This window comes from Croceimicrobium sp., assembly GCF_965228705.1.
GTDB lineage: Bacteria > Bacteroidota > Bacteroidia > Flavobacteriales > Schleiferiaceae > Croceimicrobium.
In genome coordinates, this window is record NZ_OZ245832.1 from 412,029 (window position 1) to 435,343 (window position 23,315).

22 protein-coding genes and 1 riboswitch are annotated in these 23,315 nt (G+C 44.3%); of the genes, 9 read left to right on the top strand and 13 right to left on the bottom strand.

The window, feature by feature from the left end; all coding sequences use genetic code 11:
- Window positions 1–436 precede the first annotated feature (436 nt).
- The 11 genes from ACO05P_RS01715 to ACO05P_RS01765 all read right to left on the bottom strand — a co-directional run bounded on the left by ACO05P_RS01715 (window position 437) and on the right by ACO05P_RS01765 (window position 11,302).
- Window positions 437–1,432 (bottom strand): hypothetical protein, encoded by a 996-nt coding sequence (locus tag ACO05P_RS01715; RefSeq protein WP_421753063.1) that lies wholly within the window; start codon window positions 1,430–1,432, stop codon window positions 437–439.
- Window positions 1,417–3,321: a TonB-dependent receptor plug domain-containing protein gene (locus ACO05P_RS01720; protein WP_421753064.1), complete on the bottom strand. Its 1,905-nt coding sequence runs from the start codon at window positions 3,319–3,321 to the stop codon at window positions 1,417–1,419. Before ACO05P_RS01720 ends, ACO05P_RS01715 begins: the two co-directional genes overlap by 16 nt.
- Entirely contained in the window at window positions 3,318–4,265 is a 948-nt protein-coding gene (locus ACO05P_RS01725; RefSeq protein WP_421753065.1) for a T9SS type A sorting domain-containing protein, read from the bottom strand. The genes ACO05P_RS01720 and ACO05P_RS01725 overlap by 4 nt, the downstream gene beginning before the upstream one ends.
- Entirely contained in the window at window positions 4,265–5,365 is a 1,101-nt protein-coding gene (locus tag ACO05P_RS01730; protein WP_421753066.1) for a T9SS type A sorting domain-containing protein, read from the bottom strand. Before ACO05P_RS01730 ends, ACO05P_RS01725 begins: the two co-directional genes overlap by 1 nt.
- A gap of 108 nt (window positions 5,366–5,473) precedes the next feature.
- A riboswitch (cobalamin riboswitch) is annotated at window positions 5,474–5,656 on the bottom strand.
- 6 nt (window positions 5,657–5,662) lie between these two features.
- Entirely contained in the window at window positions 5,663–6,088 is a 426-nt protein-coding gene (locus ACO05P_RS01735) for a LexA family protein (RefSeq protein ID WP_421753067.1), read from the bottom strand.
- A 194-nt stretch (window positions 6,089–6,282) separates the two neighbouring features.
- Window positions 6,283–7,131: a tetratricopeptide repeat protein gene (locus ACO05P_RS01740; protein WP_421753068.1), complete on the bottom strand. Its 849-nt coding sequence runs from the start codon at window positions 7,129–7,131 to the stop codon at window positions 6,283–6,285.
- On the bottom strand, window positions 7,103–8,206 hold the full coding sequence (locus ACO05P_RS01745) for a hypothetical protein (protein ID WP_421753069.1): 1,104 nt from the start codon (window positions 8,204–8,206) through the stop codon (window positions 7,103–7,105). Before ACO05P_RS01745 ends, ACO05P_RS01740 begins: the two co-directional genes overlap by 29 nt.
- Window positions 8,207–8,765: 559 nt before the next feature.
- Window positions 8,766–9,407 (bottom strand): hypothetical protein, encoded by a 642-nt coding sequence (locus tag ACO05P_RS01750; protein WP_421753070.1) that lies wholly within the window; start codon window positions 9,405–9,407, stop codon window positions 8,766–8,768.
- A gap of 105 nt (window positions 9,408–9,512) precedes the next feature.
- Window positions 9,513–9,854 (bottom strand): cyclic-phosphate processing receiver domain-containing protein, encoded by a 342-nt coding sequence (locus ACO05P_RS01755; RefSeq protein ID WP_421753071.1) that lies wholly within the window; start codon window positions 9,852–9,854, stop codon window positions 9,513–9,515.
- A 25-nt stretch (window positions 9,855–9,879) separates the two neighbouring features.
- Complete coding sequence (locus ACO05P_RS01760; RefSeq protein WP_421753072.1) at window positions 9,880–10,620, bottom strand: phytanoyl-CoA dioxygenase family protein; 741 nt, start codon at window positions 10,618–10,620, stop codon at window positions 9,880–9,882.
- Between the two features lie 151 nt (window positions 10,621–10,771).
- Window positions 10,772–11,302 (bottom strand): TlpA disulfide reductase family protein, encoded by a 531-nt coding sequence (locus tag ACO05P_RS01765; protein ID WP_421753073.1) that lies wholly within the window; start codon window positions 11,300–11,302, stop codon window positions 10,772–10,774.
- Window positions 11,303–11,519: 217 nt separating this feature from the next.
- Here ACO05P_RS01765 and ACO05P_RS01770 point away from each other — a divergent pair, with 217 nt between their 5' ends.
- Genes ACO05P_RS01770 through ACO05P_RS01780 form a run of 3 tightly spaced genes read left to right on the top strand, consistent with a single transcriptional unit; the run spans window position 11,520 to window position 13,976 of the window.
- The gene (locus ACO05P_RS01770) at window positions 11,520–12,719 is read left to right on the top strand and encodes a pyridoxal phosphate-dependent aminotransferase (protein ID WP_421753074.1); all 1,200 of its coding nucleotides are present in this window, start codon (window positions 11,520–11,522) and stop codon (window positions 12,717–12,719) included.
- Between the two features lie 2 nt (window positions 12,720–12,721).
- Window positions 12,722–13,738 (top strand): UDP-N-acetylmuramate dehydrogenase, encoded by a 1,017-nt coding sequence (gene murB, locus ACO05P_RS01775; protein ID WP_421754867.1) that lies wholly within the window; start codon window positions 12,722–12,724, stop codon window positions 13,736–13,738.
- A 13-nt stretch (window positions 13,739–13,751) separates the two neighbouring features.
- Complete coding sequence (locus ACO05P_RS01780) at window positions 13,752–13,976, top strand: membrane or secreted protein (protein WP_421753075.1); 225 nt, start codon at window positions 13,752–13,754, stop codon at window positions 13,974–13,976.
- On the opposite strand, the gene ACO05P_RS01785 is transcribed toward ACO05P_RS01780, so the two are convergent.
- Window positions 13,973–14,992: an FAD:protein FMN transferase gene (locus ACO05P_RS01785; protein ID WP_421753076.1), complete on the bottom strand. Its 1,020-nt coding sequence runs from the start codon at window positions 14,990–14,992 to the stop codon at window positions 13,973–13,975. The genes ACO05P_RS01780 and ACO05P_RS01785 overlap by 4 nt on opposite strands.
- Window positions 14,993–15,012: 20 nt before the next feature.
- The gene (locus ACO05P_RS01790; RefSeq protein ID WP_421753077.1) at window positions 15,013–16,449 is read right to left on the bottom strand and encodes a sodium:solute symporter; all 1,437 of its coding nucleotides are present in this window, start codon (window positions 16,447–16,449) and stop codon (window positions 15,013–15,015) included.
- A 56-nt stretch (window positions 16,450–16,505) separates the two neighbouring features.
- Here ACO05P_RS01790 and recR point away from each other — a divergent pair, with 56 nt between their 5' ends.
- From recR to ACO05P_RS01820, 6 genes are all read left to right on the top strand, one after another.
- On the top strand, window positions 16,506–17,132 hold the full coding sequence (gene recR / locus ACO05P_RS01795; RefSeq protein ID WP_421753078.1) for a recombination mediator RecR: 627 nt from the start codon (window positions 16,506–16,508) through the stop codon (window positions 17,130–17,132).
- Entirely contained in the window at window positions 17,132–18,499 is a 1,368-nt protein-coding gene (locus tag ACO05P_RS01800; protein ID WP_421753079.1) for an ArnT family glycosyltransferase, read from the top strand. The genes recR and ACO05P_RS01800 overlap by 1 nt, the downstream gene beginning before the upstream one ends.
- Window positions 18,472–20,448: a glycosyltransferase gene (locus ACO05P_RS01805; protein ID WP_421753080.1), complete on the top strand. Its 1,977-nt coding sequence runs from the start codon at window positions 18,472–18,474 to the stop codon at window positions 20,446–20,448. The genes ACO05P_RS01800 and ACO05P_RS01805 overlap by 28 nt, the downstream gene beginning before the upstream one ends.
- 86 nt (window positions 20,449–20,534) lie before the next feature.
- Window positions 20,535–21,884: a dihydrolipoamide acetyltransferase family protein gene (locus ACO05P_RS01810; protein WP_421753081.1), complete on the top strand. Its 1,350-nt coding sequence runs from the start codon at window positions 20,535–20,537 to the stop codon at window positions 21,882–21,884.
- 3 nt (window positions 21,885–21,887) lie between these two features.
- Window positions 21,888–22,655 carry an exonuclease domain-containing protein gene (locus tag ACO05P_RS01815; protein ID WP_421753082.1) on the top strand — a complete coding sequence of 256 codons (768 nt, stop codon included), beginning with the start codon at window positions 21,888–21,890 and terminating at the stop codon, window positions 22,653–22,655.
- Window positions 22,652–23,260: a fumarylacetoacetate hydrolase family protein gene (locus tag ACO05P_RS01820; RefSeq protein WP_421753083.1), complete on the top strand. Its 609-nt coding sequence runs from the start codon at window positions 22,652–22,654 to the stop codon at window positions 23,258–23,260. Before ACO05P_RS01815 ends, ACO05P_RS01820 begins: the two co-directional genes overlap by 4 nt.
- Window positions 23,261–23,315: the final 55 nt, after the last annotated feature.

Genomic DNA, 23,315 nt, shown 5'->3' on the forward strand with positions numbered 1-23,315 from the left:
CTCTAACGTCTATTGTCTAAGGTCTAATTTCTCTGGCCTTCAATTACCAGTTTTTTCACCGCCCGCTGCGCTCGAGAAACAGAGGACGCGGAGGTTCACAGAGAAGTATTGGGTGATACTTTGCGCTCTTAGCTTCTCTGCGGTTAAATACTTGGAAGCTATACAAGGTTTCTTGTCCCCAAAAACTCTAACGTCTATTGTCTAAGGTCTAATTTCTCTGGCCTTAAATTACCAGTTTCTTCACCGCCCGCTACGCTCGAGAAACAGAGGACGCGGAGGTTCACGGAGATACTTTGCGCACCTTAGCCTCTTTGCTTCTCTGCGGTTAAATTCAAGAATTTTAATAGGTAGATACACAAGTTTTCTTGTCCCCAAAAACTCTAACGTCTATTGTCTAAGGTCTAATTTCTCTGACCTCCCAACTACGAACGACCAACTACCACTCCCTCACCAATCCATTCGGCAAAGCCCCTGCTCTAAATTCATCAAGTAGAGCTCCGCTAGTACGGTCAATGCGACGCACCGAATGCGGTTGCACAAATTGGCGGGCATCGAAGAGGTATAAGGAGGAGGAAGCTGCATGAAAATCCAGACCATAGAAGTTTTGACATTCCAGGCTGGTGATGATCTCACTTTGAAAAGCTCCATTAAAATGATGGGCTCGAATATGTTCGCCATCATAACTGAAGAACTCAGCATGATTGGGATTAAGGACTAAGCTGCCACTTTCAATTGCAATTTGCTCCACTAAAATCCGATTGGAATCGGGATCTGCCCAACGCTCCAAACGACCATCGGCGAAAGCCAAGTACAAGGCATTCTGAAAGACAATGAGGTCTACTAAATCTTGACTGAAACTAGCCAGGCTATAAAGGCTGTCGCCTGATAGATTATAGGCTTCCAACTTTCGTTTTTGGGCCAGGATCAGTTTATCTTGCCAATCGAGAATTTTGAAGGAGGGCTTCGAACTATTGAATTCGCCAAGGAGATTTCCCTCAGTATCATAGTGGCTGATCGTATTTAAATACAGATCATTAAGCCATAAGCTCTGTTGCCAGAAATAGAGATTTCGAGGGGCACCATTTGCATCAATGGATTTGATTTCCTGCCAGTCTTTGGTACAAATCAAAATTTTATTGGAGCCATTGAGTACTAGGTAATAGCGATCTCCAATTTCATGGACTTCCTGTAAAACATCGCCCAGAACTTTGTTATTAGCGCTCTGAAAAAGTCCGTCCTCATAGCTTTTTTCTTCAGGATCATACTGGCCAATGCCGGCATTGCCCCACATGAAATTGCCTTCGTTGACAATGACCACAGACGTGGAATCCGGAACTACCATACCGCCATTTACCGCTTGTGGACCAAATTCCTTTTGGCAAGCAGCAGAGAGAAGGGCCAGAACAATGAATAGACTTAGCTTTTTTCCCATCGCCATTGTATTCCAAATCTATAATTCAGGCCGGGCTCTGGTCGCCAGGCAATTACTTGATAGTCGATATCCGCCAAATTATGCAAGCTGAAGCTGAATCGAATTTGATGGGCAGAACGCATCCATTTATAGCTCAATTGCAAGTCCTGTAAAGTGTAGCCCGGCAAATAATAGGAATTGGCCTCATCCAAGAAATAACGGTCGGTATAGTTAACCTGGTAGTTTAAAGTCCAAGTCTTGTAAGTCACTTGTAAACCGGTATTTAGGCTGTGCGATGGATTGTAGGCCAGGTATTTATAATTGAGCTCCGGTTCTTGCTCATTTTCCAGATTTTGACTTTGTAAATACTGATATCCCAACTTTAAAGCACTGCGCCATTGGCCCCAGTATTTTTGCAGCCGAAAGCTGGCTTCCAAACCATAGTTCTGTACCGTTTTTAAGTTTTGAGGTCGCCAAATTCCGGCATCAGGAGTCCATTGAATCCAATTGTCTACATAAATCCAATAAATGCTTCCCTGCCAATGCATTTGCCAGTTGCCGATAGAATCACGGCCTTCTAAGCCCCATTCGGCGGTAAAACTTTCTTCGGCTTTTAAATCGGGATTCCCTGCTCGTATCCAGTACAGATCATTTAAGCTGGGCAAGCGGTAATTGCGCCCAAAGCTGAGGTAGGTATTATGGGCGGAATTCCACTGATAGGCAGTGCTAATGCTTCCGGTAAGCGGTGCTATTTGCTCATCATAATGCTCAGCCCTCATTTGCAGGGAAGACCACCACCTTTCCTTCCAATCAAATTTTGCGCGACCATACAAGGCATTGGAAAGACGACTCTTAATACCTTGATAGGAATCCGATTGCGCTTCATCATAGCGACTTTGCCACGCTGCTTCCCATTTCAATTTCTGGTCTTTTAAAGGCTTAAAGCGTACTTGCGCCTGGAAAGATTGGTAATCATTGCGATCGGGCCTTTCGGCGGAAGCCAATTGAAAACGATTACTGGAGCGTACCCAGCCGATTTGGGCATAGAGATGGTCATTGTTGGCATAGTTCCGCTGAAAATCCCCGGTAAGGTAGAAATTGTCATCGGCCATCCGATCGTAGAGCGCACCATTGTTAAGGGAGTTCGGGGGTATCTGACGGTAAGTCTGATTATACCAGGCCTTTAATGTGAATAGATTGCGAAGTTCTTGTCGCCAATAAAGGTTTTGTTTTAAATGCAATTGCTGGAAGTCGGCATTCTGCCATTGATGAAGTCGACTACTTTCCCCGGGATTGCGGTATTTGAAATTATTTTCCAAGCTACCAAAAGAAACAGCGCTTTGGGCTTTCAAATTTTGGGGTCCGTATTCGCTGGAATAATCATATTGCTGCCTGCCATAGCTACCACTGGAAATACGCAAGTTTTGCTGAAAGCTTTTTCGGTAATCAGGATAGGAATTAATAAGTAAACCCGCTCCCAAATTTCCCGCTCCATAAGCGTGAGCGCCTGTGCCATAGCTCAATTCCAGATTATCCCCACCATGACTTTGTATCAAACTCAAATCCATCAGACCCAAATTGGGGGGGCTAATATCCAAGCCATTCCAGTATACCTTGGAGTGATTGGCACCTGTACCTCGAATGCTTAAGGTGGCAACGCCATTGGCGCCATAGGATTTCACAAAAAGATTGGTCTGCTCTTTCAGGGCTTCAGCCAAATTAAAAGCCTGGAACTTCTTTAGGCTATCGCTTCCTAATTGAACCAAGCGATGTGCTTCTTCTGGAGCAATTCGCAAGAAATGTCTGACCACTGTAACTTCGGTGATCATGAATCGGGTAGCATTGGAATCCTGAGCCTGCAAGGCACCGAGGCTAATTAGTAAAGCAATAAAGCAGGCCTTGATTCTCATTTCTGAATTTGAATACGGAAGCTTTGCGCTTGATGGGAACTCAATTGAGCTTCTAAGATATAGAGTCCATTGGGGAATTCATCCAGATTGATAAGCTCGCCTTTTTCTGCTTTAAGAAATTGCCCTTGGAGGTTATACAATTTCAAGCTTAAGGCTGATTCGACTGCAATTCTGTTTTGAGTCGGATTGGGATAAGGTGCAATCTGCGACAATTTTAGATTTTCGAATGCTAGACTACTGGGATAAAGCAAGGCTAAAGCATCTAGGTCAAAACCGCCGGAAGCAAAGTCGGTGGGGTAGGGATCATTAATTATGCGACCTTGGGCATCGCGTGTGGCCCAATTGCCTTGAATGCTGCCAATCACATCAACAATCCGGATATAGCGAATGCTGTCTTGCAAATTGATTTCCGCTAAATCGAAAGGTACCCCAAAGTCGGCACGGTATTTCCCGGCCAAATTATGCACCTTAGTCGGATCACTGGCTCCAAAGGCCCCGGTTTGTAGGCTGGTATCTAAAAGGCTTTGGGCCGGAAAGCGTTCAAAATTCTGACCATCGGAGCTTACTTCTACAAAGGCGAATTCCAGGAAAACATCACTAAAGCTATTTTCGAAAATGGCGAATTCCGAACCTGGTCCGTCAATAATGCCTGGACTGAGATAATAGGTAGCCATGCCACTATCCCCCAGGCTAATTACCTGTCCATTAGCATATCCGAGGGCATCGGCACTATCACCATGACTAACCAGGCCTTGGCTTTTATCGGCAATGTCGAGATAACCTCTTTGGATTTGTACCGATTGGGCCCAGGTAGCAATCAGACTGCTGTCTTTATGTATAGCGGTGGACCCAAGCTGACCAGCAGCTGGGGCATAAGGCCCTGGCGACTGCGCTTGCAATCCCAGGGCCATGCTCAAGATTATATAGAATGCGAGGCTGCGCATTAAAGGATAATCAGCCTTTGGCTATGTCCATTTAAATGCACGAAATAGAGGCCGGCAGTCCAATCGCTTAAATCAAGTCGGGCTTGCCCATCAAATAACTGACTTACTATTAAGGCTCCTTGTTGATTGTAAACTTGTAAGTGGCCATTCTGCTCACTGCTGATGTTCAAATAATCTTGGGCAGGATTAGGATAGATAGCGAATTGCAGCAGCTCTGTTTCATCCAAACCAATACCCGAATCTGAGCCAGGAACGCGCGGACGCAGGGCAGGGGCGAAATCAGTATAGGAACAACCGAATAGCTCACCGGCCTTTACATAGCTGCCAATACCCGCATTCATATACCAGTTTCCAACATTAGTGGCGCTCCAGGTGCTCCAATAATTAGGCTGACCACCTAATCCGGACCAGTTTTGATAACTAATATCATTGAGGAAGGAGCCTGCGTTAACGGTCAATGTAGCAATGGCTTGATCCAGATCTTGAAGGATTTGCGAAGCTTGTACTGAATCGTTAAAGAGGTATCCGAATACCACTTGCCCTGAATCGGCTAATTGAAAGTCAATGAATAAGGCCATACTATCGCTACCACTACCAATCCATTGATCAACTTGAGAAAAGTCGAAACTCTCCGGATTGAAAGCTGCGATGGGTACTCCTGGAACTGTGGCCGGACTAAAATCTGTATAGCTCAGGGCAAACCATTCACCATCCACCAAGGGAGTAGCCAAACCTGAGTTCATAACTAAGCTGGCGGTATCGCTACCACTCCAGGTGCTCCAATAATCGGGCTGACCGCCAATACCGGAATGTTGTCCGTAGATCACGTCATTCAGGAAGCCACCGGCCGCAGCAATGCTTAGGTTGGCATCGGCGGCCGCTACAGCATTGAGCAGATCTTCTCCGGTTTCATTGCCTGAATAGACATAACCCCAGGCGTAGGAGGAATCGGTAGTTCCATCATTAAAGTCGATTACCAATAGGGTGGAATCGGTTCCGGAACCAATCCAGAATTGTACTTCTGAAAAAGAAAATTGGGCTGAAAGGGGCTGGACCAGAAGGTTTATGATCAGCAGCCCAAGGAATAGTTTTTTGCTCATGAAAATCATGAATTAAAGGTTGAACAAAAAACTTCCAGGGAAAAGTAAAGCGAGATGCTGGCATTTTTCAATGAGCATGCAAGCCTTATTGCCTTTATCCTGAAAGCAAATAAGTATGTGCTGATGGCAGGTCTTCTGACTTATCTCCTTTTTAACGCCTTCCCGCTAAGGCAGTGGCTAATGCTAAAAAGTATTGAGAATTACAGCTTCAGGAAAAGTCCCGGATTCACACCGGATTCCCTTTTAACTCTAATGGTTAAACCATTACAGACCAAAAGCGTGGCAAAAGTAGGTGATTTATTTAAGTTTCTTGATGAGTCCGGTAACTACTCCCCAAATCCGGAAGTCCATAAAAGTGGTGATGCGCAAAGGTTCAAAAGCCGGATTTTCGGGCTGAAGGTAATAGGCGTCTGATTTCTTAATCAGTCGCTTAACCGTATAATCACCATTGATAACGGCGAGAATGATTTGCCCCTCTTTAGCTTCCAATTCTTTGTCTACGATTAGGAGATCCCCATCATCAATTCCGGCTCCCACCATAGACTGACCGCTAACCCGAACGCAAAAGGTCGCTTTAGGATTAGCTACTAATTCATGGGAAAGGTTGATGGTATCCGGAAAATATTCGGATACATAAGATGGGTCACCAGCGGCGACTCCCACATCAAAGAAGGGGATTTCGATTCCGTTTTCAGTATTGACTGCGTAGATGCTCAGGGACATAGCTAAAGCTTAAGCTCTCAAGATACTGGAAATGGAAACAGGGAAATTTCTTGCATTGAGACTTTATTAACCATGCAATGTTGGAACAGGACAATAGCTTTGGATCGAATTGCAAATTCGATCCAGGATTCCGTAACTGGATTGAATTTGCTGTAACTGGATCGAATTTGCAATTCGATCCAGACTAAAACTAACTACGACTCTATTGGGTCGAATTTATAATTCGCCCCTAAGTCTTCCTCATAAATCTGCTCCAAAACCTCCACATAAGGTCTTTGATGGTAGAAGCCTTCTGCGAAAGCTTTTCTAGCCGCTTCCATTTCCTTAAAGGCCGCGGATTTTTGATTTTTTTCCAGAAGCAGGCGGGCTTTGTGATAATGGCCATCAGCCAGTTGGGGATAGAGATTTAAAACTTGATTGAGTTCAGCCAGAGCTTGAGCTTTTTGATCGAGCTTTTCCCAGGCCAATGCGCGGTAAAGGTGAGCGTAAACATCGACCCATTCCGGACCAGGGTCGGCACTAATGCGATTAATATAGCGACTTAGGTAGTCCTGGGCTTTGGTATAATCCTTCAGCCCATAATAAGCGATACCTCGCATATAGTCATGGTCTTGAGCCTGTGAATTGCCCACCGTTCCCAGAATAGAGTCCTGTAGATTAAAGTCGGCAATGGCTCTTTCGTAATCCCGATAAAAGTAGAGGTAGAGATATCCTCTAAAGCCAGCCCAGGGATCGGGTTTTAAATCGACTGCCTTGCCATAGAAATAGTGCATTTCATCAGCAATGCCTCTTTTAACTCTAGGAGTACCTAATTCGCGCCAGATATCACCATTATAAGGGTCTAAATCCAGGGCTTCTAAAAGATGAAAATCGGAGGCCGGTGAACCCTGATAATGATAGCCTGAACCTTTTTGAAGTCGTTCTGCATAAAGGGGCTTTTCTTCCTCACTAAACACACGCTGATACCATTGATGGTCATTACTACAGGCTCCGAGAATAATTAGTAGGAAGAGTTTAAGGGAGGTAGTCCACAATTTCGCCATGGCTGATTTTTAAGGTTAGATAGGCATAAGCATCACGTTTCTCTTCCCGGATTAGAGTTGGGGTCCAGGAACCAGGACCAGAAAGGATTTTAAATAAGGCCTGAACCAATTTTGGATCTGCTTCAGTTTTTTGATAATTGAAATCATAGGCTTCTGCGATGAAGCTGCCGGCTACACCTTCGCAAGAAATGACAAATCGAAAGGTGAGCATTCCTTCGAAATTTTTAAGCAAGCTCGAATCTAATTGCTCTTCTATATGTGCTGTTAAAGCTGGCTTTCCTGCTGTAAAATGCGCATCCGGATCTCCATTGTAATAATCTACGATTTCCGATTCTGATCCACATAGTTTAAAGCCTTCCTGACTGCCCAGGCTTTTTTGAGGATCAATCCATGCTACTCTTTTTTTACCATGATTGGCCCGTTTATAAAACTCGGCAATTGGCATTTGCTCGATCAATTCAGAATAGAATTCACCATCTTCGCTTTGTTCCCATTTCGACCATAGACCCAGGCCTTTAACATAAACCTCCCAGGCTTGCCAGCTTTGTAAGGTGCTATCTTGCTCGAGGTTTCGATAAGAACGATGGTAGAGGAATTTGTTTCCAGGTCGACCCTCAACTAAGGTATCCAGCATTTCATATTGATGGCTGATGTATTGATGTTCTTGCTCTTGAAACTGATAGTTTTCCCGGTAAAAGCCGCCAGCATTTTTTTCCCAATATTTTACCAGTCCTGCTTCAATATCCACTCTTGTGGTATCAAATCCTCGCATGTACCAGGCGGAGTCTACAAAGAGTTGAGCATCTTGATAATGATAGTATTGCCAGCCTTTCAAATCGTAGGCGGCATCGTAATTACTGATCTTAATTACTTGATTGTCTAAAAGCTGATAACCCGTATAAAGGATTCGGGTTCTTTGCTCCAAATTAGGATCATCGGGGATATAGTGATGGTAATACTTATTTACAAATCCCTCTTTGAAAATTTTCTTAGGAGGGAAGTTCTCTAAAACGGGCTGTGGTTGAAAATCACAGGCCCAAAAGAATAAGGGTAAAAGGAATAGGGTTTTTCGCATGCTTCGGCTTCTCTTGGCCTAAACTAAGGGTTTTCGGATGGAAGGGAAGGCTTTGGAAGCTTGTAGATGTGTTAAAATTGAAGAGGTAGAGAGTATTTGCGGTTTGCTTCACCGCCCGCTTCGCTCGAGAAACAGAGGACGCAGAGGTGCACAGAGGTATTTCGAGCTGTTTTGCGGCTTTGCCTTGCGGTTTGTTTCACCGCCCGCTTCGCTCGAGTCGCAGAGGGCGCAGAGTTTCACAGAGAGGTTTGGGCGAGCTTCCTCTTAACATTTTTACGGTTAAATCTTCAAAATTCATTCTTGAAAGAATCACCAATATCCCTTGTCCTTAAACTACGAACTACGAACGACCAACTACCAAACCCATCATCACCGCCCGCTTCGCTACCCGCTTGTCGGCAGGCAGGGAGTTTCACAAAGGCTAATGAAGTTGCTTTGCGAAGCTTTGCCCCTTTGCGGTTAATCCTTCCACAATTCAATTTTGAAAGAATCACCTGTATCCCTTGTCCTTAAAACCACGAACTACCAACTACTAACTACCAACTACATCTTCCAGCCCCTAGGCCTCTACTCTCACTCTCAAAAAGTCCTCCATCATTACAGGCACATCGGCAGCCAGACTAAATTCAGACCAGGGAGTTTTTAAGTTTTGCAATGCAATTTTCGCTGCATTTTGAAATTGACTTTGGGGGAGATAGCCGAAAAGGACATCGGTTTCATTTTGAAAGGTCGTGTTAAGGCGATGACTAAGGTCTGCTTTAACCAGATGGAAGCCTAATTCCAAAAGGTGAGCCTTACGGGAAACGCCATCATTGATGGTAAAGGCAATATTATGAACATCACTATTTACCGCAGATTTCAAGATAAAATAGCGCATTGCGGCACTTAAACCTCGACCGCGGTATTCTGGGGCGGTAGTGAGTTTATCTAGTAGCAGCATGGGATATTCTAAATTCTGAAGCAGGCGTATGTCGAATAAGCCTTCAATTTGTTTCTTGTGAAAGGCCATGCTCAAACGAATACTGGAAATTGGAATCTCATTTTGGTTTGTGAGGTAAAGAATCAAGGCATTTTCATCATCTTCATTCCATTCTAGAAAGCGATCGTCTATTAAATGGGTTTTAGATCCTTTTTGATAGGCTCTTTTTCGAAGATCAGTAATGGCTTGGGCCTGGGCGGAGCGTGCGATTCTTAGCTTCATGGGGCATACAGCTTGGTTTAGGTATATAATCCCGATGAAGATAAATTGTGAATGTTAGCTGAACAGGAACAGGGAGTTACCCTATTGGTAAATTTTAGAGAGGATTTATTCCTTCAATGCTTTAAGGTGCTGGATGTAATTCTGTAACAATCCATCGATCTGTTTGGCCGCCACCGGATTGGCGGAATGAACATGATATTTCAAATTTCTTAAATCCAAACCGGATTCATAAACCAGCCATTTTGCTGCAGCATAACCATCGGGAGCGACCTTACCATCTGAATCCAATCCTAAATCATTATCAAAACTTATAAAATCAGGTAGACCATTTTGCTGGATATACTTAACAAATGCACCATAGCTGCGAACAATATCAAATTCTTGTTCCAGGTTTTGGGGGTAGACCATGCCAATGCTGCGGATATCGTCGAGAAAAAGTTTTTTCATGGATGGGATTAAGCTTAGGATGGCATTAGACAGCTGATGGGCTTTTGGAATCGATCCGAAGATACTCTAACCATTCCAGCGGTTTGTCCATGGCAACGGAGTTAAACTCTAGGTGAATTACCCTTCTAGGTAGGTTTGCACTACTTCTGTTAGAGGCATGCATTAATAATGGACTCATAATATGGATGCCACCACTTTCCACTTCACAAATTTGCTCTTCTTCGAGATTGGCTTCAGCTGGGTTAAAACGATGAATTCCCTTTTTATGCGATTTGGGAATAATTCGCAGAGCCCCATTTTCAGCTCCGGTATTATCTAAATGGATTCTAACTGTGATGGTGTTTTCCAATATTTCGAGTGGAGGTTCTACCCCGTATTGCCCCTTTTTTAAAGTCCAGTGCCGATATCCTGTAACTGAAGCTTTTTCCTTTACAGAGATGCTCAAATCTTGATGATAGGCAACAAACCAATTGGAGTGCCCCGCCTTATCAAAATAGATGGCCTTGCTTAAGGAGTAGTCTGTACCTGCCAGTTCGAGAAGAACTTGAAAGAAGCGAGAGGTGAAAATCAGGTCAGCTAGGTCCGGAACCTGAATCAGCAATTGACGGATCGCAAATAGGTTTTCATTTTCAATTAAAGTTTCTTGGGCGGGCTTAGCTTGCTCCAACTGATCTAGTATCGAATTGATTTCGGTTTCATTAAAAACACCAGGGATTATACTTGATCCAAGCTCCTTAAATTCCTTCTTATGTTTGATGATGTTCATGATGTATGAGATCCGATGGGTAAAGATACTGCGCCTAAAATAGCTCTAATCCTAATCCAGCTCTCTGATTTAAGAGATCCCCATTTTCAGGCGGCATCAATTAGTCTAACGTCTATCGTCTATCGTCTAACTACTAACCACAAACTACCAACTACCTTTCACTCATAAGCTTGTCAATCTCCTCCCTCATCAAATCATAAATCTCCCAGGCTTTTTCAGGATCCGTATGTCCTCCAGATTTTTGATATCGCACTATGCCATTCGCATCCAAAAGCAAATTGGTGGGGTACCCAAATGCTAATTGATTTTGATTGATAAGGTTTCGGTCCATTTGAAAATGCTCGAAGTCAAAAGGCTGCATCGCTAACAATTGACTCAATTCTTCCTGAGAGTCGAAGGTGATGGCCAGGAAACGGATTTTTTGATCCTTAAAATCTTCCTTGAGTTCATTAAGCGCGGGAATTTCAGCTAAACAAGGAGGGCAGGAGCTGTACCAGAAGCTCAGTAAATAAACAGTATCCGCTTGAAATAAAAGACTAGTGTCTCCTTGAAAACTGATGAATCGATCAATTGGGATTTTTTGGTTCATCCAGGGATAATCCGGCGCTTCTCTCATGGTGCTTTGCGCGAAGGATATACTGGTAAAGCAGATAAACCCTAAAAGGTAATTTGAATATTTCATGAAGCATATTGGCTTTAGGAACCAAGATCATTAAAAATACCCAATCCTAATTAGTCTAACGTCTATCGTCTATCGTCTATCGTCTAACTACTAACTACTAACTACTAACTACTAACTACTAACTACCAACTACCAACTACCATCCCCCCAACTACTTCTTTTCTCCCCCTTTGCCATCTCTCCCCCCCGTTGTACTTTAGCGGCCAAATAATAATCCATGCCGGCAATTTCCTTAAAGGGCCAAACCATGCCCGAATCGCCCATCCGTAAATTGGCACCTTTCGCTGAAGCGGCTAAGTTTCAAGGTAAAGAGGTTTTCCACCTGAATATTGGTCAGCCTGATATTAAAACACCACCTGAAGCTATTGAGGCGGTGCGTAATGCCGACCTCGATGTATTATCGTATAGTCCATCTGAAGGTTTTGCTTCTTACCGCAAGGCTTTGGCAGCTTATTATGCAAAGAATGGAATACATATCACTTCAGAGGATTTGATCGTGACTACCGGTGGTTCGGAGGCCATATTATTTGCAATGGGAGCCATTTGTGATCCCGGAGATGAGGTAATTATTCCAGAACCCTTCTATGCGAACTATAATGGTTTTAGTATTAATGCCGGCGTGCATGTAGTTCCGGTTACCGCACAAATTGAAGATGGCTTTGCTTTGCCCCCCATTGAGGATTTCGAAGCTTTAATTACCCCGAATACCCGGGCGATTATGATCTGTAATCCAGGGAACCCTACCGGATATTTATACAAGCCCTCCGAATTGGAGGCTTTGCGAGATTTGGTGATCAAGCATGATTTGTATCTGATTGCTGATGAGGTATACCGCGAGTTTGCTTACGATAATAACTTCCATCAATCGATCCTCAATTTAGAAGGACTAGAGGAGAATGCCATTGTAATTGATTCGGTATCCAAGCGCTACAGTATGTGTGGAGCGCGTATTGGTTGTGTGATTTCCCGCAATAGCGCATTAAATGCCACCATGCTCAAATTTGCCCAGGCGCGATTAAGTCCGCCCACTATGGCACAAATTGCCGCTGAGGCGGCCTTGGAGGTAGACCATTCCTATTACGAAGAAGTGAAGGAAGAATACACCCGTCGCCGTGATATATTGGTAGACGGATTAAATAGCATTGAAGGGGTATTTTGTCCTAAGCCAGCCGGAGCCTTTTATGTGATTGCTCAATTGCCGGTAGATAATGCTGAGCGCTTTGCCCAGTGGTTACTTTCGGCCTTCTCGCATGATAATAAAACCTTAATGGTGGCACCGGCAGAAGGTTTTTACGCGACCCCAGGAATGGGACAAACACAAGTGCGCTTAGCCTATGTGTTGGAGCAAGAGAAATTGATTCAATGTGTTGAATTAATGCGATTGGCTCTGCAAGAGTATCCCGGAACTCACTATTAATGATCGAAATTTTAAAAGATCAGGACCTGGGTCCTTATAATACTTTTGGTCTGGCAGAGCAGGCACGTTATTTCGTGCGCATCGAAACTGAAGCTCAATTGGAGGAGCTTGTTGAAGAACCTCTGTTTAAAGAACAAAAGGTATTGTGGTTAGGTGGCGGCTCCAATATGCTGCTTACCGGACCATTTGAGGGTTTAGTGGTTAAGCTCGAGTTTAAAGGTCGGGAAGTAGACATGATTTCTGATCTGGAGGCCCGAGTGTGGGCGGCCGGCGGCGAAAACTGGCATGAATTGGTGCAGTGGACCGTGGCCCAAAATTTAGGAGGACTGGAGAATCTTTCGCTTATTCCAGGCAATGTAGGTACCGCCCCCATTCAAAATATTGGAGCTTATGGAGTGGAGCTTAAAGATCATTTCGAATCTTTAAGAGCTTTTGATTTAGAGGAGAAGAAATGGTTGCGCTTCAATCGTGAAGAATGCCAGTTTGGATATCGTCAATCTATTTTTAAAGGGGAGGCCCGCGGTCGCTATGTGGTAACAGGAGTAAGCTTTCGCTTGAGTCGCCAGAATCATCACTTGCGTACCGAGTATGGTGCAATTCAGCAGGAACTTGAGAAAAGGGGAGAAGAGCCTTCCATTCAAAGTATTGCAGAAGCGGTGATTGCTATTCGACAAAGTAAATTGCCGAATCCGGCAGAGATAGGAAATAGTGGTAGCTTCTTCAAGAACCCGGTGGTTAGTAAGGAAGATCACCAAAGAATTCAAAAGCAATACCCTGAAGTAGTGGCTTATCCGGCCGGAGCCGAGCAAATGAAATTAGCCGCAGGCTGGTTAATCGAGCGTGCAGGCTGGAAAGGTTATCGCAAAGGAGATGCCGGAGTACACAACAAACAGGCCTTGGTTTTGGTTAATTATGGTAAGGCACGCGGGGCTGAAATTAAAGCCCTGGCGGAAGCCATTCAAGCATCGGTATATAGTACCTTTGCCGTGGCTTTGGAAGCCGAAGTGAATATCATTTAAAAAGAAGATCGAGATGCAAGTTTTTTTAGTGGCGGCACTTTTGTTGGGATTGGGTTTTGCCGGAATCGCCATTAAGATTTGGGCGAAAAAGGACGGTGAATTTTCAGGAACCTGTGCGAGTAACAGTCCCTTTTTAAATGAAGAAGGAGAGTCTTGTGCCTTTTGTGGTGCGGCACCCAAAGATCAGTGCCGTAAAGACGATACCGATAATGGTATTATTCGTACTCAGGAAATTTAATTCAGGATTTTAGCTTTAAATCCTTCGGATTGGTATACCTGCCAATCTTCTTTTCCTTCTTCAGAATAGATCAAATAAACTTCCAGCGGAGCTTGAGAATTCCGCAAGAATTCCAGGCTCTTCTGTAGTCCCATGCTCATAAATGCCGTAGCATAAGCATCGGCTTCCATGCAGGTAGGAGCAATAACCGAGGCACTTAAAAGTCGGTTTTTCGCCGGATATCCAGTTTGGGTATTGATGGTATGGGCATAGCGCATTCCGCTAATCGTATCTACCCAAAATTTTCGGTAGTTGCCGGAAGTAGCTAAGGACATGGAGTCCATTCCTAGGATAAACTGAAAACGATCCTGTTGGTCGATATTCTCGGTTGGTTTATCTACTCCGATTCGCCAGGCTTCTTCCTTTAGGTTATGGCCTAAACAGCGTACCTCGCCACCTACTTCAACCATGTAATTTTTAATACCACGGGCTTCCAGCATTTCGCATAGTAGATCTACGGTATAGCCTTGGGCAATGGCATTGTAGTCGAGTTCCATTCCACTTGGAATAGCCCAGCGTGCCGCAATGGGATCTAAGCGTTCTAAACCGATATAGGCCTTAATACTATCTACCGCAGATGTATCTACTGCTCGACGCGCATCGGGCCCAAAGCCCCAAAAGCGCACCAATTTGCCTACTGTGGGGTCGAAATAACCTCCAGAAGCTTTCCAAACCTCCAACGACTTATTGTGAACGATTTGGAAGATATCGTTGGTTTCTATCGTATCACCGCGATTAATCCGGCTGATTAAGGAATTGTCTTTGTAAGTGCTCAAAGCCAAATCTACGGCTTCGAAATGCTGCTTCAGAACTTTATCCATATCGGCAATATCATCGCCTTTGTACAGGTAGCTGATATGAAAGGTAGTTCCCTGAGCATAGCCATTGTAATGACTCTCTTTAAATTGATTAGGATCGCTACAGCTTTGGAAAAGAATTACAAGCAGGAAAATACCAGCAAAGCGCATAAATTTCATTTTCGACAAAATTAAGGGCTTTAAGCCTTCCGCGAAAGCATAGCCAAAAATAGAAACATCAATAATCCATTGATGATAAGATGCTCAAAGCTCATGCTATATTGATACCATTCTTTAGCATAGTAACGAATGCCGAAAGCCAGTAAAGGAGAGGCTATAGCGGCCAACGGAACCCACTTATCTTTTACCGATCGCTTAGTGTATAAACCAAAAGCATAGAGACCCAAAAGTGGTCCGTAGGTATAGCCGGCCGCTGTGAATAGCTCGTTGATGACACTATCGTCATTAAGCTGACGGAAGATTAGGATTACCAGAAAGAGAACAAAGGAAAAACCCAGGTGTACGATTTTCCGGGTTCGTTTCGACTGCCTGGCCTCCATTTTTTCGATGCGTAGAATGTCCACACAAAAAGCGGTGGTAAGAGCGGTAAGAGCCGAATCGGCACTGGAATAGGCTGCTGCAACCAAACCTAAAATAAAGAGGATTAGCACGGTAGTTCCTAAAGTGCCACTCAAAGCTACCTGGGTATAGAGTTCATCAGGCTTGGCAAAACTGATGGATTGCGCATCCGCAAAATCGTAAAGCAATACGCCTAGAGATAAAAATATGAAGTTGACCACAACCAGGGTAAGGGCCAGCCAAAACATATTTTTTCGAGCATCCCCCAAACTTCGACAGCTGAGGTTCTTTTGCATCATATCTTGATCCAAGCCCGTCATCACAATGGTAATGAACATCCCGCTGAGGAAGTTTTTAAAGAAGTAATTACCGGATTTCCAGTCGTCGAAAAAGAAGATTCGCGAATAATCTGAATCATTGATATAGCGCAATAGTCCACCTTCTGGGATGAGCTTTTGCTGAATGGTGACAATGGTTATGATTACTGCAGCCAGCATAAAGGTGGTTTGCAGAGTATCGGTCCAAATAATGGTTTTAATCCCGCTGCGGAAGGTGTAAACCCAAATTAAGATAATGGTAATTACCACCGTTAACCAGAAGGGAATTTCGAGTGAATCGAAAATGGCGGTTTGCAGAACAATGGCAATGAGGTACAATCGAAAGGCAGCACCAATAACGCGGGAGAGTAAAAAGAAAATAGATCCGGTAGTATAAGAACTTCTGCCAAAACGACCTTCTAAATAGGTATAAATACTGGTTAATTGCAGTCGGTAGTAGAGGGGGAGAAGGACTTGGATAATAACGAGGTAACCAGCTACATAGCCCAGTACTACTTGCATATAAGCAAAGGAATTATTGGCTACTAATCCAGGCACCGATAAAAAGGTGACTCCCGAGAGAGAGGCGCCCACCATACCAAAAGCAACAGCATACCATGGACTTTGTCGATTGCCTAAAAAGAAAGCTTGATTATCGTCGCTCTTACCGGTGAAATAGCTAATTAAGATGAGAAGGCCGAAATAAGCTACAATAAGGCCGATAAGCAAAGTTGCATCCATGGAGGAATTTTTCACAAATAAAATAAATTGCCTCTAAGCGCCTTTATCTTTGTCGCATGGACTTTTCATCAAAATACTTGGAAAAAGCGGTCTTGGAAATTTCCGGCTTGCCCGGAATTGGGCGCAAAACCGCTTTGCGCCTGGCTTTACACTTACTGCGTTGCGACGAGAATGAAGTTGAGGCATTGGCAGGAAGTCTTTTGGATTTAAAGCAAAGAGTGAAGCGCTGTGCTTCCTGTGGCAATCTTAGTGATCGAGAGCTCTGTGAAATTTGTGAAAATCCGGCTCGCGAGCAGTCATTGGTCTGTGTAGTTGAAGATATTCGAGATGTAATGGCCATTGAGAATACAGGGCAGTACAAAGGTGTATATCAGGTTTTAGGGGCCTTGATAAGCCCTATGGACGGAATCGGCCCTGGAGGCCTAAACTTACAGAGCTTATTGGATAAGGTAGAGGAAGCTAAGGTTCAAGAAGTGATTTTTGCCCTGAGTGGGACCATGGAAGGAGAGACCACGGGATTTTATATTTACAAGAAATTGAAGGATAAAGGCCTGAAATTGTCCTCCATTGCCAGAGGTATCGCTGTAGGGGATCAATTGGAATATGCGGATGAGCTTACTTTAGCTCGCAGTATTCAGCACCGCTTGCCCTATGAGCAATCCTTGCAACAAAATCGATCCTAATGCTAAACTCCCTTAAGGGCCTGGCGCTCTTTATTGTTGCTTTGGTTTGTCGCCTTCCTTTTTTATGGGCGGGTTATGGAAAGGAGTTCGATGCCTGGAGTAATGCCTTAAATGCCAGGGTAATTTCTGAAACCGGAGTTTATGAAGTTTCTCGTTTACCTGGACATCCTTTGCAGGAGATCTTGCTAAGCCTTTTATATCCTCTCAACCATAGCTATTTCGTTTATAATTTTCTCAGCGCTCTAATTACAGCACTGGCGGTTTGGGCCTTCTATGAGATCTTAAAACTACATCGCATTCCCAAAGCGTGGTATTGGGCCTTGAGCTTCAATTTTATCCCGGTATTCTTTATTGCTGGCACTTATACCATTGATTATAATTTTGCCCTGGCCTTTATTCTATTGGCTTATCGCAGTCTGCTTTTAAGGCAATATGCCTTGGCCGGACTGTTTATAGGCTTGGCCACGGGATTTCGAATTAGTTCTCTGGGCTTTGCTTTGCCTTTCGCTTTGATGCTGGGTTGGCGAAATTGGCGCCCCATATTGCAGATGGGAAGTGTAGCGGTATTGATTTCGGCTCTGGCCTATAGCCTGCCGTTTTCGGAATATGGCCTGGCCTTCTTGGATTTCCATAAACCACCTTTTCCAGGCTGGGCTTCGGTATTGTACAAGTTAGGCTTGGGGATATTGGGCTTACCTCTATTACTTTATTTCCTGATTTCCATTCCCGGTTTTTTTCGACAAAAAGCGCAACATTTTAGTCCGGATCATTTAAAGGCACTGAACCTGCCTCTTTTTTTGATAGTGGTTATTGCCATGCAATTGGCCGTTTTTATGCGACTGCCCTTTAAAGCGGAGTTTTTCATACCGGCTGTTCCATTTATCCTACTTTTTTGGGCCACCTATAGCCCAGAAAGTAGAGCAAGATGGGTAGCCTATATGAGTCTTTTTTCCTTGCTTTTCTTTGGTTTTGATTATAAAGATGAGTGGCGAGGAGCGACACCAGCCCTTGGTTCTATTGAGTTTGAGGCCGGTGGGAAAACTATTTACTGTTCGCCCTTACAAGGACCTCTATTAATCGATCAGGGGAAACGAATGGTACGTTCCCAAACGGTTGAACGTTCTATCTCAGCCTTGCAAAATGAAGCACCAGCCTTGGTGATTGCCGGATGGTATTGGCCGGAATTGGTATTTAAATATCCGGAAAGCCAGCATATCATCGATCATTACTCTAGTGAGGAAGAGCTGGATTCAGCTCGCGCGGCTGGCTTGCGAATTTTATATTTGCCGGAAATCGGTCAACAGAATGTTTTAATGGAAGGACATTCTAAAGCCGTAGAATGGGGAGAAGCCCTTTTGGAACCATGAAGCTTAGCATCGTAATCGTTAACTACAATGTGCGCTACTTTTTAGAGCAGTGCTTAAAATCGGTTTACAAGGCCCTGGATGGCATTGAGGCAGAGGTTTTTGTGGTAGATAATGATTCGAAGGACAGCTCAGTGGAAATGGTTCAGGAGCAGTTTCCGCAAGTAAAGCTGATTGCCAATTCCGATAATCCGGGTTTTTCCAAAGCCAATAATCAGGCGATCCGTCAATCGAAGGGAGAGTATGTATTATTACTCAATCCAGACACGGTGGTAGAGGAACATACCTTTCGCAAAAGCCTGGAGTTTATGGATGCCCATCCGGATGCCGGTGGCTTGGGGATTAAAATGATTGATGGAAAAGGCAATTACCTGCCAGAATCCAAAAGAGGCTTACCAACCCCTTGGGTAGCTTTTTACAAGATCTTTGGATTAACGGCAATTTTTCCACGTTCCAAGAAATTTGCCCGCTATTATATGGGCCACCTTTCGGAAGATGAAAATCAGGAAGTGGAGATATTGGCCGGAGCCTATATGCTTATGCGTAAATCGGTTTTGGATGAAGTAGGCTTGCTTGATGAAGACTTCTTTATGTATGGCGAAGACATAGACTTGAGCTACCGGATTTTAAAAGGGGGCTACAAAAATTATTATCTGGCCGATAGCACGATAATCCATTATAAGGGAGAGTCTACAAAGAAGGGCTCCTTAAACTATGTGCGCGTCTTTTATAAGGCGATGGTGATTTTTACCGAGAAGCATTTTAGCAGCAGCTATGCCCGTTTTTATTCACTCTTCATTAATCTGGCCATTTACCTGCGCGCAGGAGCTGCGGTATTAGGTCGCTTGATTAAAAGACTGAGTACCCCGCTTGTGGATATCCTATTTCTATACGGTGGACTTTATTATATCAAAGAATATTGGGAGCATAACCATCGCTTTATACAAGGTGGGGAGTATCCACCGGAATTGATGCAAATTGCTGTGCCAAGCTATATTGCTTTTTGGGTAGGGAGTTTATATCTAACCGGGGTCTACGATAAACAAGTACGGATAGGGCAAGTATTAAGAGGCCTGATTTTAGGAACGGTGGGCATTTTAGTTGCCTACAGTTTAATTCCGGAGGCCTGGCGGTTTTCGCGCGCGATTATCATATTAGGAGCTCTATGGGCAGGATTATCATCACTACTCTGGCGCTATGCCTGGTCGATGATTAGCAAAAAAGCGATTCTCGTTTCAGTAAAAAAGGATTTAAGGATTCTCCTGGTTGGAGAAGGAGAGGAGTTGGAGCGGGTCCACAAATTATTGCGCAGTAATCAACCTCAATTAAGCTTTTGCGGATGGGTAAGTACCCAGGGGGAGCATAAGGAACCTTTTGTTGGAAGTACTGAAGATTTACCAGATTTAGTGCGGGTTTTTCAAATAGACGAAATCATCTTCTGCTCGGCCAGCCTTCCGGCGGAAGCGATTTTTAAGGCGATGCGTAATCTGCAGGACTTTGATTTGGAATTCAAAATTGCCCCGGGCGAAAGTCAATTCATTATTGGCAGTAATTCTATCCATTCACAGGGATCATGGTATACCCAGGATTTTAACAGTGTCGATAAATCGGAGAATCGTCGCGCCAAGCGAATACTGGATTTTACCATTGCCATGGGACTTCTGCTTCTTAGTCCGCTAATAGCCTGGTTTTTTAAAAAGCCATTTCAGTTTATGGGCAATATATTTCAGGTGCTTATTGGGCGTAAAACCTGGGTGGCTTATGCCGAAAATGGGAGGACCAAGGAACTGCCGCGACTGGCACCAGGCGTTCTGGGACTGGATTTGGCCCTACAAACTAATCGCAGGGATGAGTCTATTCAGCGGCAGCTTAATCAACTCTATGCCAAGGACTACGACTGGCAAAAGGATCTGGCCTTTATCTGGCAATACCGCAAATCCCTCGGAAAATAAATCTGCTGGGCGATAAGACCTGTTTTAAGCTCATAGATTTCATACCTTTGCGGCCTTAAAAAAGCTATTTAATCACCTCTCGAATTATGGCAGAAATCGAATTGATCATGCCCAAAATGGGCGAAAGTGTAGCCGAGGCAACCATCATCAAATGGTTAAAGGAAGAAGGCGACACAATCGAAGCGGAAGAGTCTGTACTGGAAATTGCAACCGATAAGGTAGACAGTGAAGTACCAGCTCCAGAAGATGGGGTGCTTAAGAAGAAGCTCTTTAATGAGGATGATGTAGTGCAGGTAGGGCAGGTAATTGCCATTATCGAAACGGAAGGTGGTGCATCAGCGGCTCCTTCTGCTCCAGCATCTGAAGCGCCTACTCAAGAATCTGCTCCGGCTCCGGCCGCTGCTCAAGAAGCGGAAAAAATGGTGGCCAATGGTGTTGCTACTGCAGCAGTAGAGATTCCTCGCAGTGCCAATGGTAAATTCTTCTCCCCCTTAGTTCGCTCTATCGCCAAGGAGGAGAACGTAAGCCTGGAAGAACTCGAAAAATTGGATGGCAGTGGCTCTGAAGGTCGCGTAACTAAAGCGGATATTTTAGCCTATGTAGACAATCGCGGCTCTGCACCTGCAGCTAGTACTCCGGCGCCAGCCGCTAAAGCAGCCCCAAGTGCAGCCCCTGCGGCTAAGTCAGCTCCAGCTCCTAAGCCTGCTGCTCCGGTATCAATGGGCGCTAATGACGAAATTATTGAGATGGACCGCATGCGCAAGATGATTGCGGATCATATGGTGATGTCAAAACATACTTCTCCACACGTAACTTCCTTCGTGGAAGCGGATGTTACCAATCTGGTAAACTGGAGAAACAAAGTGAAGGGAGAATTCCTCAAGCGCGAAGGCGAAAAAATCACTTTTACCCCCCTTATCATTGAGGCCCTGGTGAAAGCGATTAAAGATTTCCCATTGATCAATGTGAGTGTTGATGGCACCAATATCATTAAGCGTGGAAATATCAATATTGGGATGGCAGCGGCTTTACCAAGCGGGAACTTGATTGTTCCGGTAATTAAGAATGCCGACAATTACAATTTGGTAGGCTTAACCAAGCAGGTGAATGATTTGGCCCGTCGTGCTCGCGAAAACAAATTAAGTCCCGATGAAATTTCTGGTGGCACCTATACTTTAACCAATGTTGGAACCTTTGGTAATGTATTAGGAACGCCTATCATCAACCAGCCTCAGGTAGCGATTATGGCTGCTGGGGCCATCATTAAGAAACCAGCGGTGGTTGAAACTCCTGAAGGAGATATGATCGCCATTCGTCATAAAATGTTCCTTAGTCATAGCTATGATCACCGCGTGGTAGATGGTGCTTTGGGAGGAATGTTTGTTCGTCGGGTAGCAGATTACCTCGAACAGTTCGATCCCAACCGCGAATTTTAAATTATGGAACTAAGCCTCAAACGACCCATTTGCTTTTTTGATCTGGAAGCAACCGGAACCTCGGTAACCAAAGATCGAATTGTGGAGATCAGTATTTTGAAGATCTACCCGAACGGAAACCGCGAAAGCCGTACCTGGCTGGTAAATCCGGAAATGCAAATGTCGGAGGAGGTAATTGCCATTCACGGTATTACAAATGAGAAGGTAGCGAATGAGCCTACCTTTAAGGAATTGGCGCACCGGGTTCTTGACATGATCAAGGACTCGGATCTCGCCGGTTACAACTCTAATAAATACGACATTCCCTTATTGGTAGAAGAGTTCCTTCGTGCGGATATCGATTTCGATATGGGGAAAAGAGTGGCTGTAGACGTGCAAAATATTTTCCACAAGAAGGAGCAACGTACCTTAAGTGCGGCATATCAATTCTACTGCGGGAAGATATTGGAAAATGCCCATTCTGCTGAAGCAGATACCGAAGCTACTTATGAAATCCTGAAAAGCCAGCTGGATCGCTACGAAGACCTGGAGAATGATATGGGCTTTTTGGCAGAATTTAGTAATCGCTTTAAAGCGGTAGACTTTGCTGGATTTATCATTTATAATGAGGAGGGAATAGAGTGCTTTAGCTTTGGTAAGTACCGAAATCAGCCCGTGGAACAAGTCCTGGAAAGGGATCCAGGCTATTATGGTTGGGTACAAAACGCAGATTTCCCGCTTTATACCAAAAAGGTACTTACCTCCATTAAATTGCGAAAACTGCAGTCGTGAAGATCATCTGTATTGGTCGGAATTATGCAGATCATGCCCGGGAATTAGCCAATCAAATTCCCGAAGAGCCGGTGATTTTCATGAAGCCCGACAGTGCAATTTTGCCCAAAGGCAATGCCTTCTTTATTCCAGACTTTAGTGAAAATGTGCAGCATGAGTTGGAGATCGTAATTCGCATTGATCGACTCGGAAAGCATATCGAAGAGCGCTTCGCCCATCGCTATTATAATGACTTCACTTTAGGCCTGGATTTTACTGCCCGTGATTTGCAATCTGAGCTGAAATCGAAGGGTTTGCCATGGGAAAAAGCGAAGGCTTTTGATGGTTCTGCCTTCCTGGGACCCTGGAAAAAGGTAAAAGATTTCAATCTTTCTCAACTAAATTTTAGCCTGCAACGCAATGGCGAAATGGTGCAGGTCGGGAAGAGCAGTGATATGCTTTTTTCGATTGATAAATTGATTGCGGAAGTATCTAAGTACTTCACCCTCAAGATAGGAGATCTGATTTTCACCGGAACTCCCTCCGGGGTTGGAGCGGTTCAACCGAACGATAATTTGGAACTTTTTTTAGAAGGGAAGCGTTTGGCTAGTCTGCGCGTTAAATAAAAAAAGGGCGCAAAGAATAATTACCAAATTGTTAATCGTAGTGACTTATTATATT

Bases quoted from the DNA above. Each gene is read 5' to 3' on its own strand.
- ACO05P_RS01740 (WP_421753068.1), bottom strand. From the start codon at position 7,131: ATGGCGAAATTGTGGACTACCTCCCTTAAACTCTTCCTACTAATTATT.
- ACO05P_RS01760 (WP_421753072.1), bottom strand. From the start codon at position 10,620: ATGAACATCATCAAACATAAGAAGGAATTTAAGGAGCTTGGATCAAGT.
- ACO05P_RS01770 (WP_421753074.1), top strand. From the start codon at position 11,520: ATGCCGGCAATTTCCTTAAAGGGCCAAACCATGCCCGAATCGCCCATC.
- ACO05P_RS01790 (WP_421753077.1), bottom strand. From the start codon at position 16,449: ATGGATGCAACTTTGCTTATCGGCCTTATTGTAGCTTATTTCGGCCTT.
- ACO05P_RS01805 (WP_421753080.1), top strand. From the start codon at position 18,472: ATGGGGAGAAGCCCTTTTGGAACCATGAAGCTTAGCATCGTAATCGTT.
- recR (WP_421753078.1), top strand. From the start codon at position 16,506: ATGGACTTTTCATCAAAATACTTGGAAAAAGCGGTCTTGGAAATTTCC.
- ACO05P_RS01745 (WP_421753069.1), bottom strand. From the start codon at position 8,206: ATGCGAAAAACCCTATTCCTTTTACCCTTATTCTTTTGGGCCTGTGAT.
- ACO05P_RS01730 (WP_421753066.1), bottom strand. From the start codon at position 5,365: ATGAGCAAAAAACTATTCCTTGGGCTGCTGATCATAAACCTTCTGGTC.
- ACO05P_RS01810 (WP_421753081.1), top strand. From the start codon at position 20,535: ATGGCAGAAATCGAATTGATCATGCCCAAAATGGGCGAAAGTGTAGCC.
- ACO05P_RS01725 (WP_421753065.1), bottom strand. From the start codon at position 4,265: ATGCGCAGCCTCGCATTCTATATAATCTTGAGCATGGCCCTGGGATTG.
- ACO05P_RS01720 (WP_421753064.1), bottom strand. From the start codon at position 3,321: ATGAGAATCAAGGCCTGCTTTATTGCTTTACTAATTAGCCTCGGTGCC.
- ACO05P_RS01800 (WP_421753079.1), top strand. From the start codon at position 17,132: ATGCTAAACTCCCTTAAGGGCCTGGCGCTCTTTATTGTTGCTTTGGTT.
- ACO05P_RS01755 (WP_421753071.1), bottom strand. From the start codon at position 9,854: ATGAAAAAACTTTTTCTCGACGATATCCGCAGCATTGGCATGGTCTAC.
- ACO05P_RS01780 (WP_421753075.1), top strand. From the start codon at position 13,752: ATGCAAGTTTTTTTAGTGGCGGCACTTTTGTTGGGATTGGGTTTTGCC.
- ACO05P_RS01735 (WP_421753067.1), bottom strand. From the start codon at position 6,088: ATGTCCCTGAGCATCTACGCAGTCAATACTGAAAACGGAATCGAAATC.
- ACO05P_RS01815 (WP_421753082.1), top strand. From the start codon at position 21,888: ATGGAACTAAGCCTCAAACGACCCATTTGCTTTTTTGATCTGGAAGCA.
- ACO05P_RS01785 (WP_421753076.1), bottom strand. From the start codon at position 14,992: ATGAAATTTATGCGCTTTGCTGGTATTTTCCTGCTTGTAATTCTTTTC.
- ACO05P_RS01765 (WP_421753073.1), bottom strand. From the start codon at position 11,302: ATGAAATATTCAAATTACCTTTTAGGGTTTATCTGCTTTACCAGTATA.
- ACO05P_RS01715 (WP_421753063.1), bottom strand. From the start codon at position 1,432: ATGGGAAAAAAGCTAAGTCTATTCATTGTTCTGGCCCTTCTCTCTGCT.
- ACO05P_RS01750 (WP_421753070.1), bottom strand. From the start codon at position 9,407: ATGAAGCTAAGAATCGCACGCTCCGCCCAGGCCCAAGCCATTACTGAT.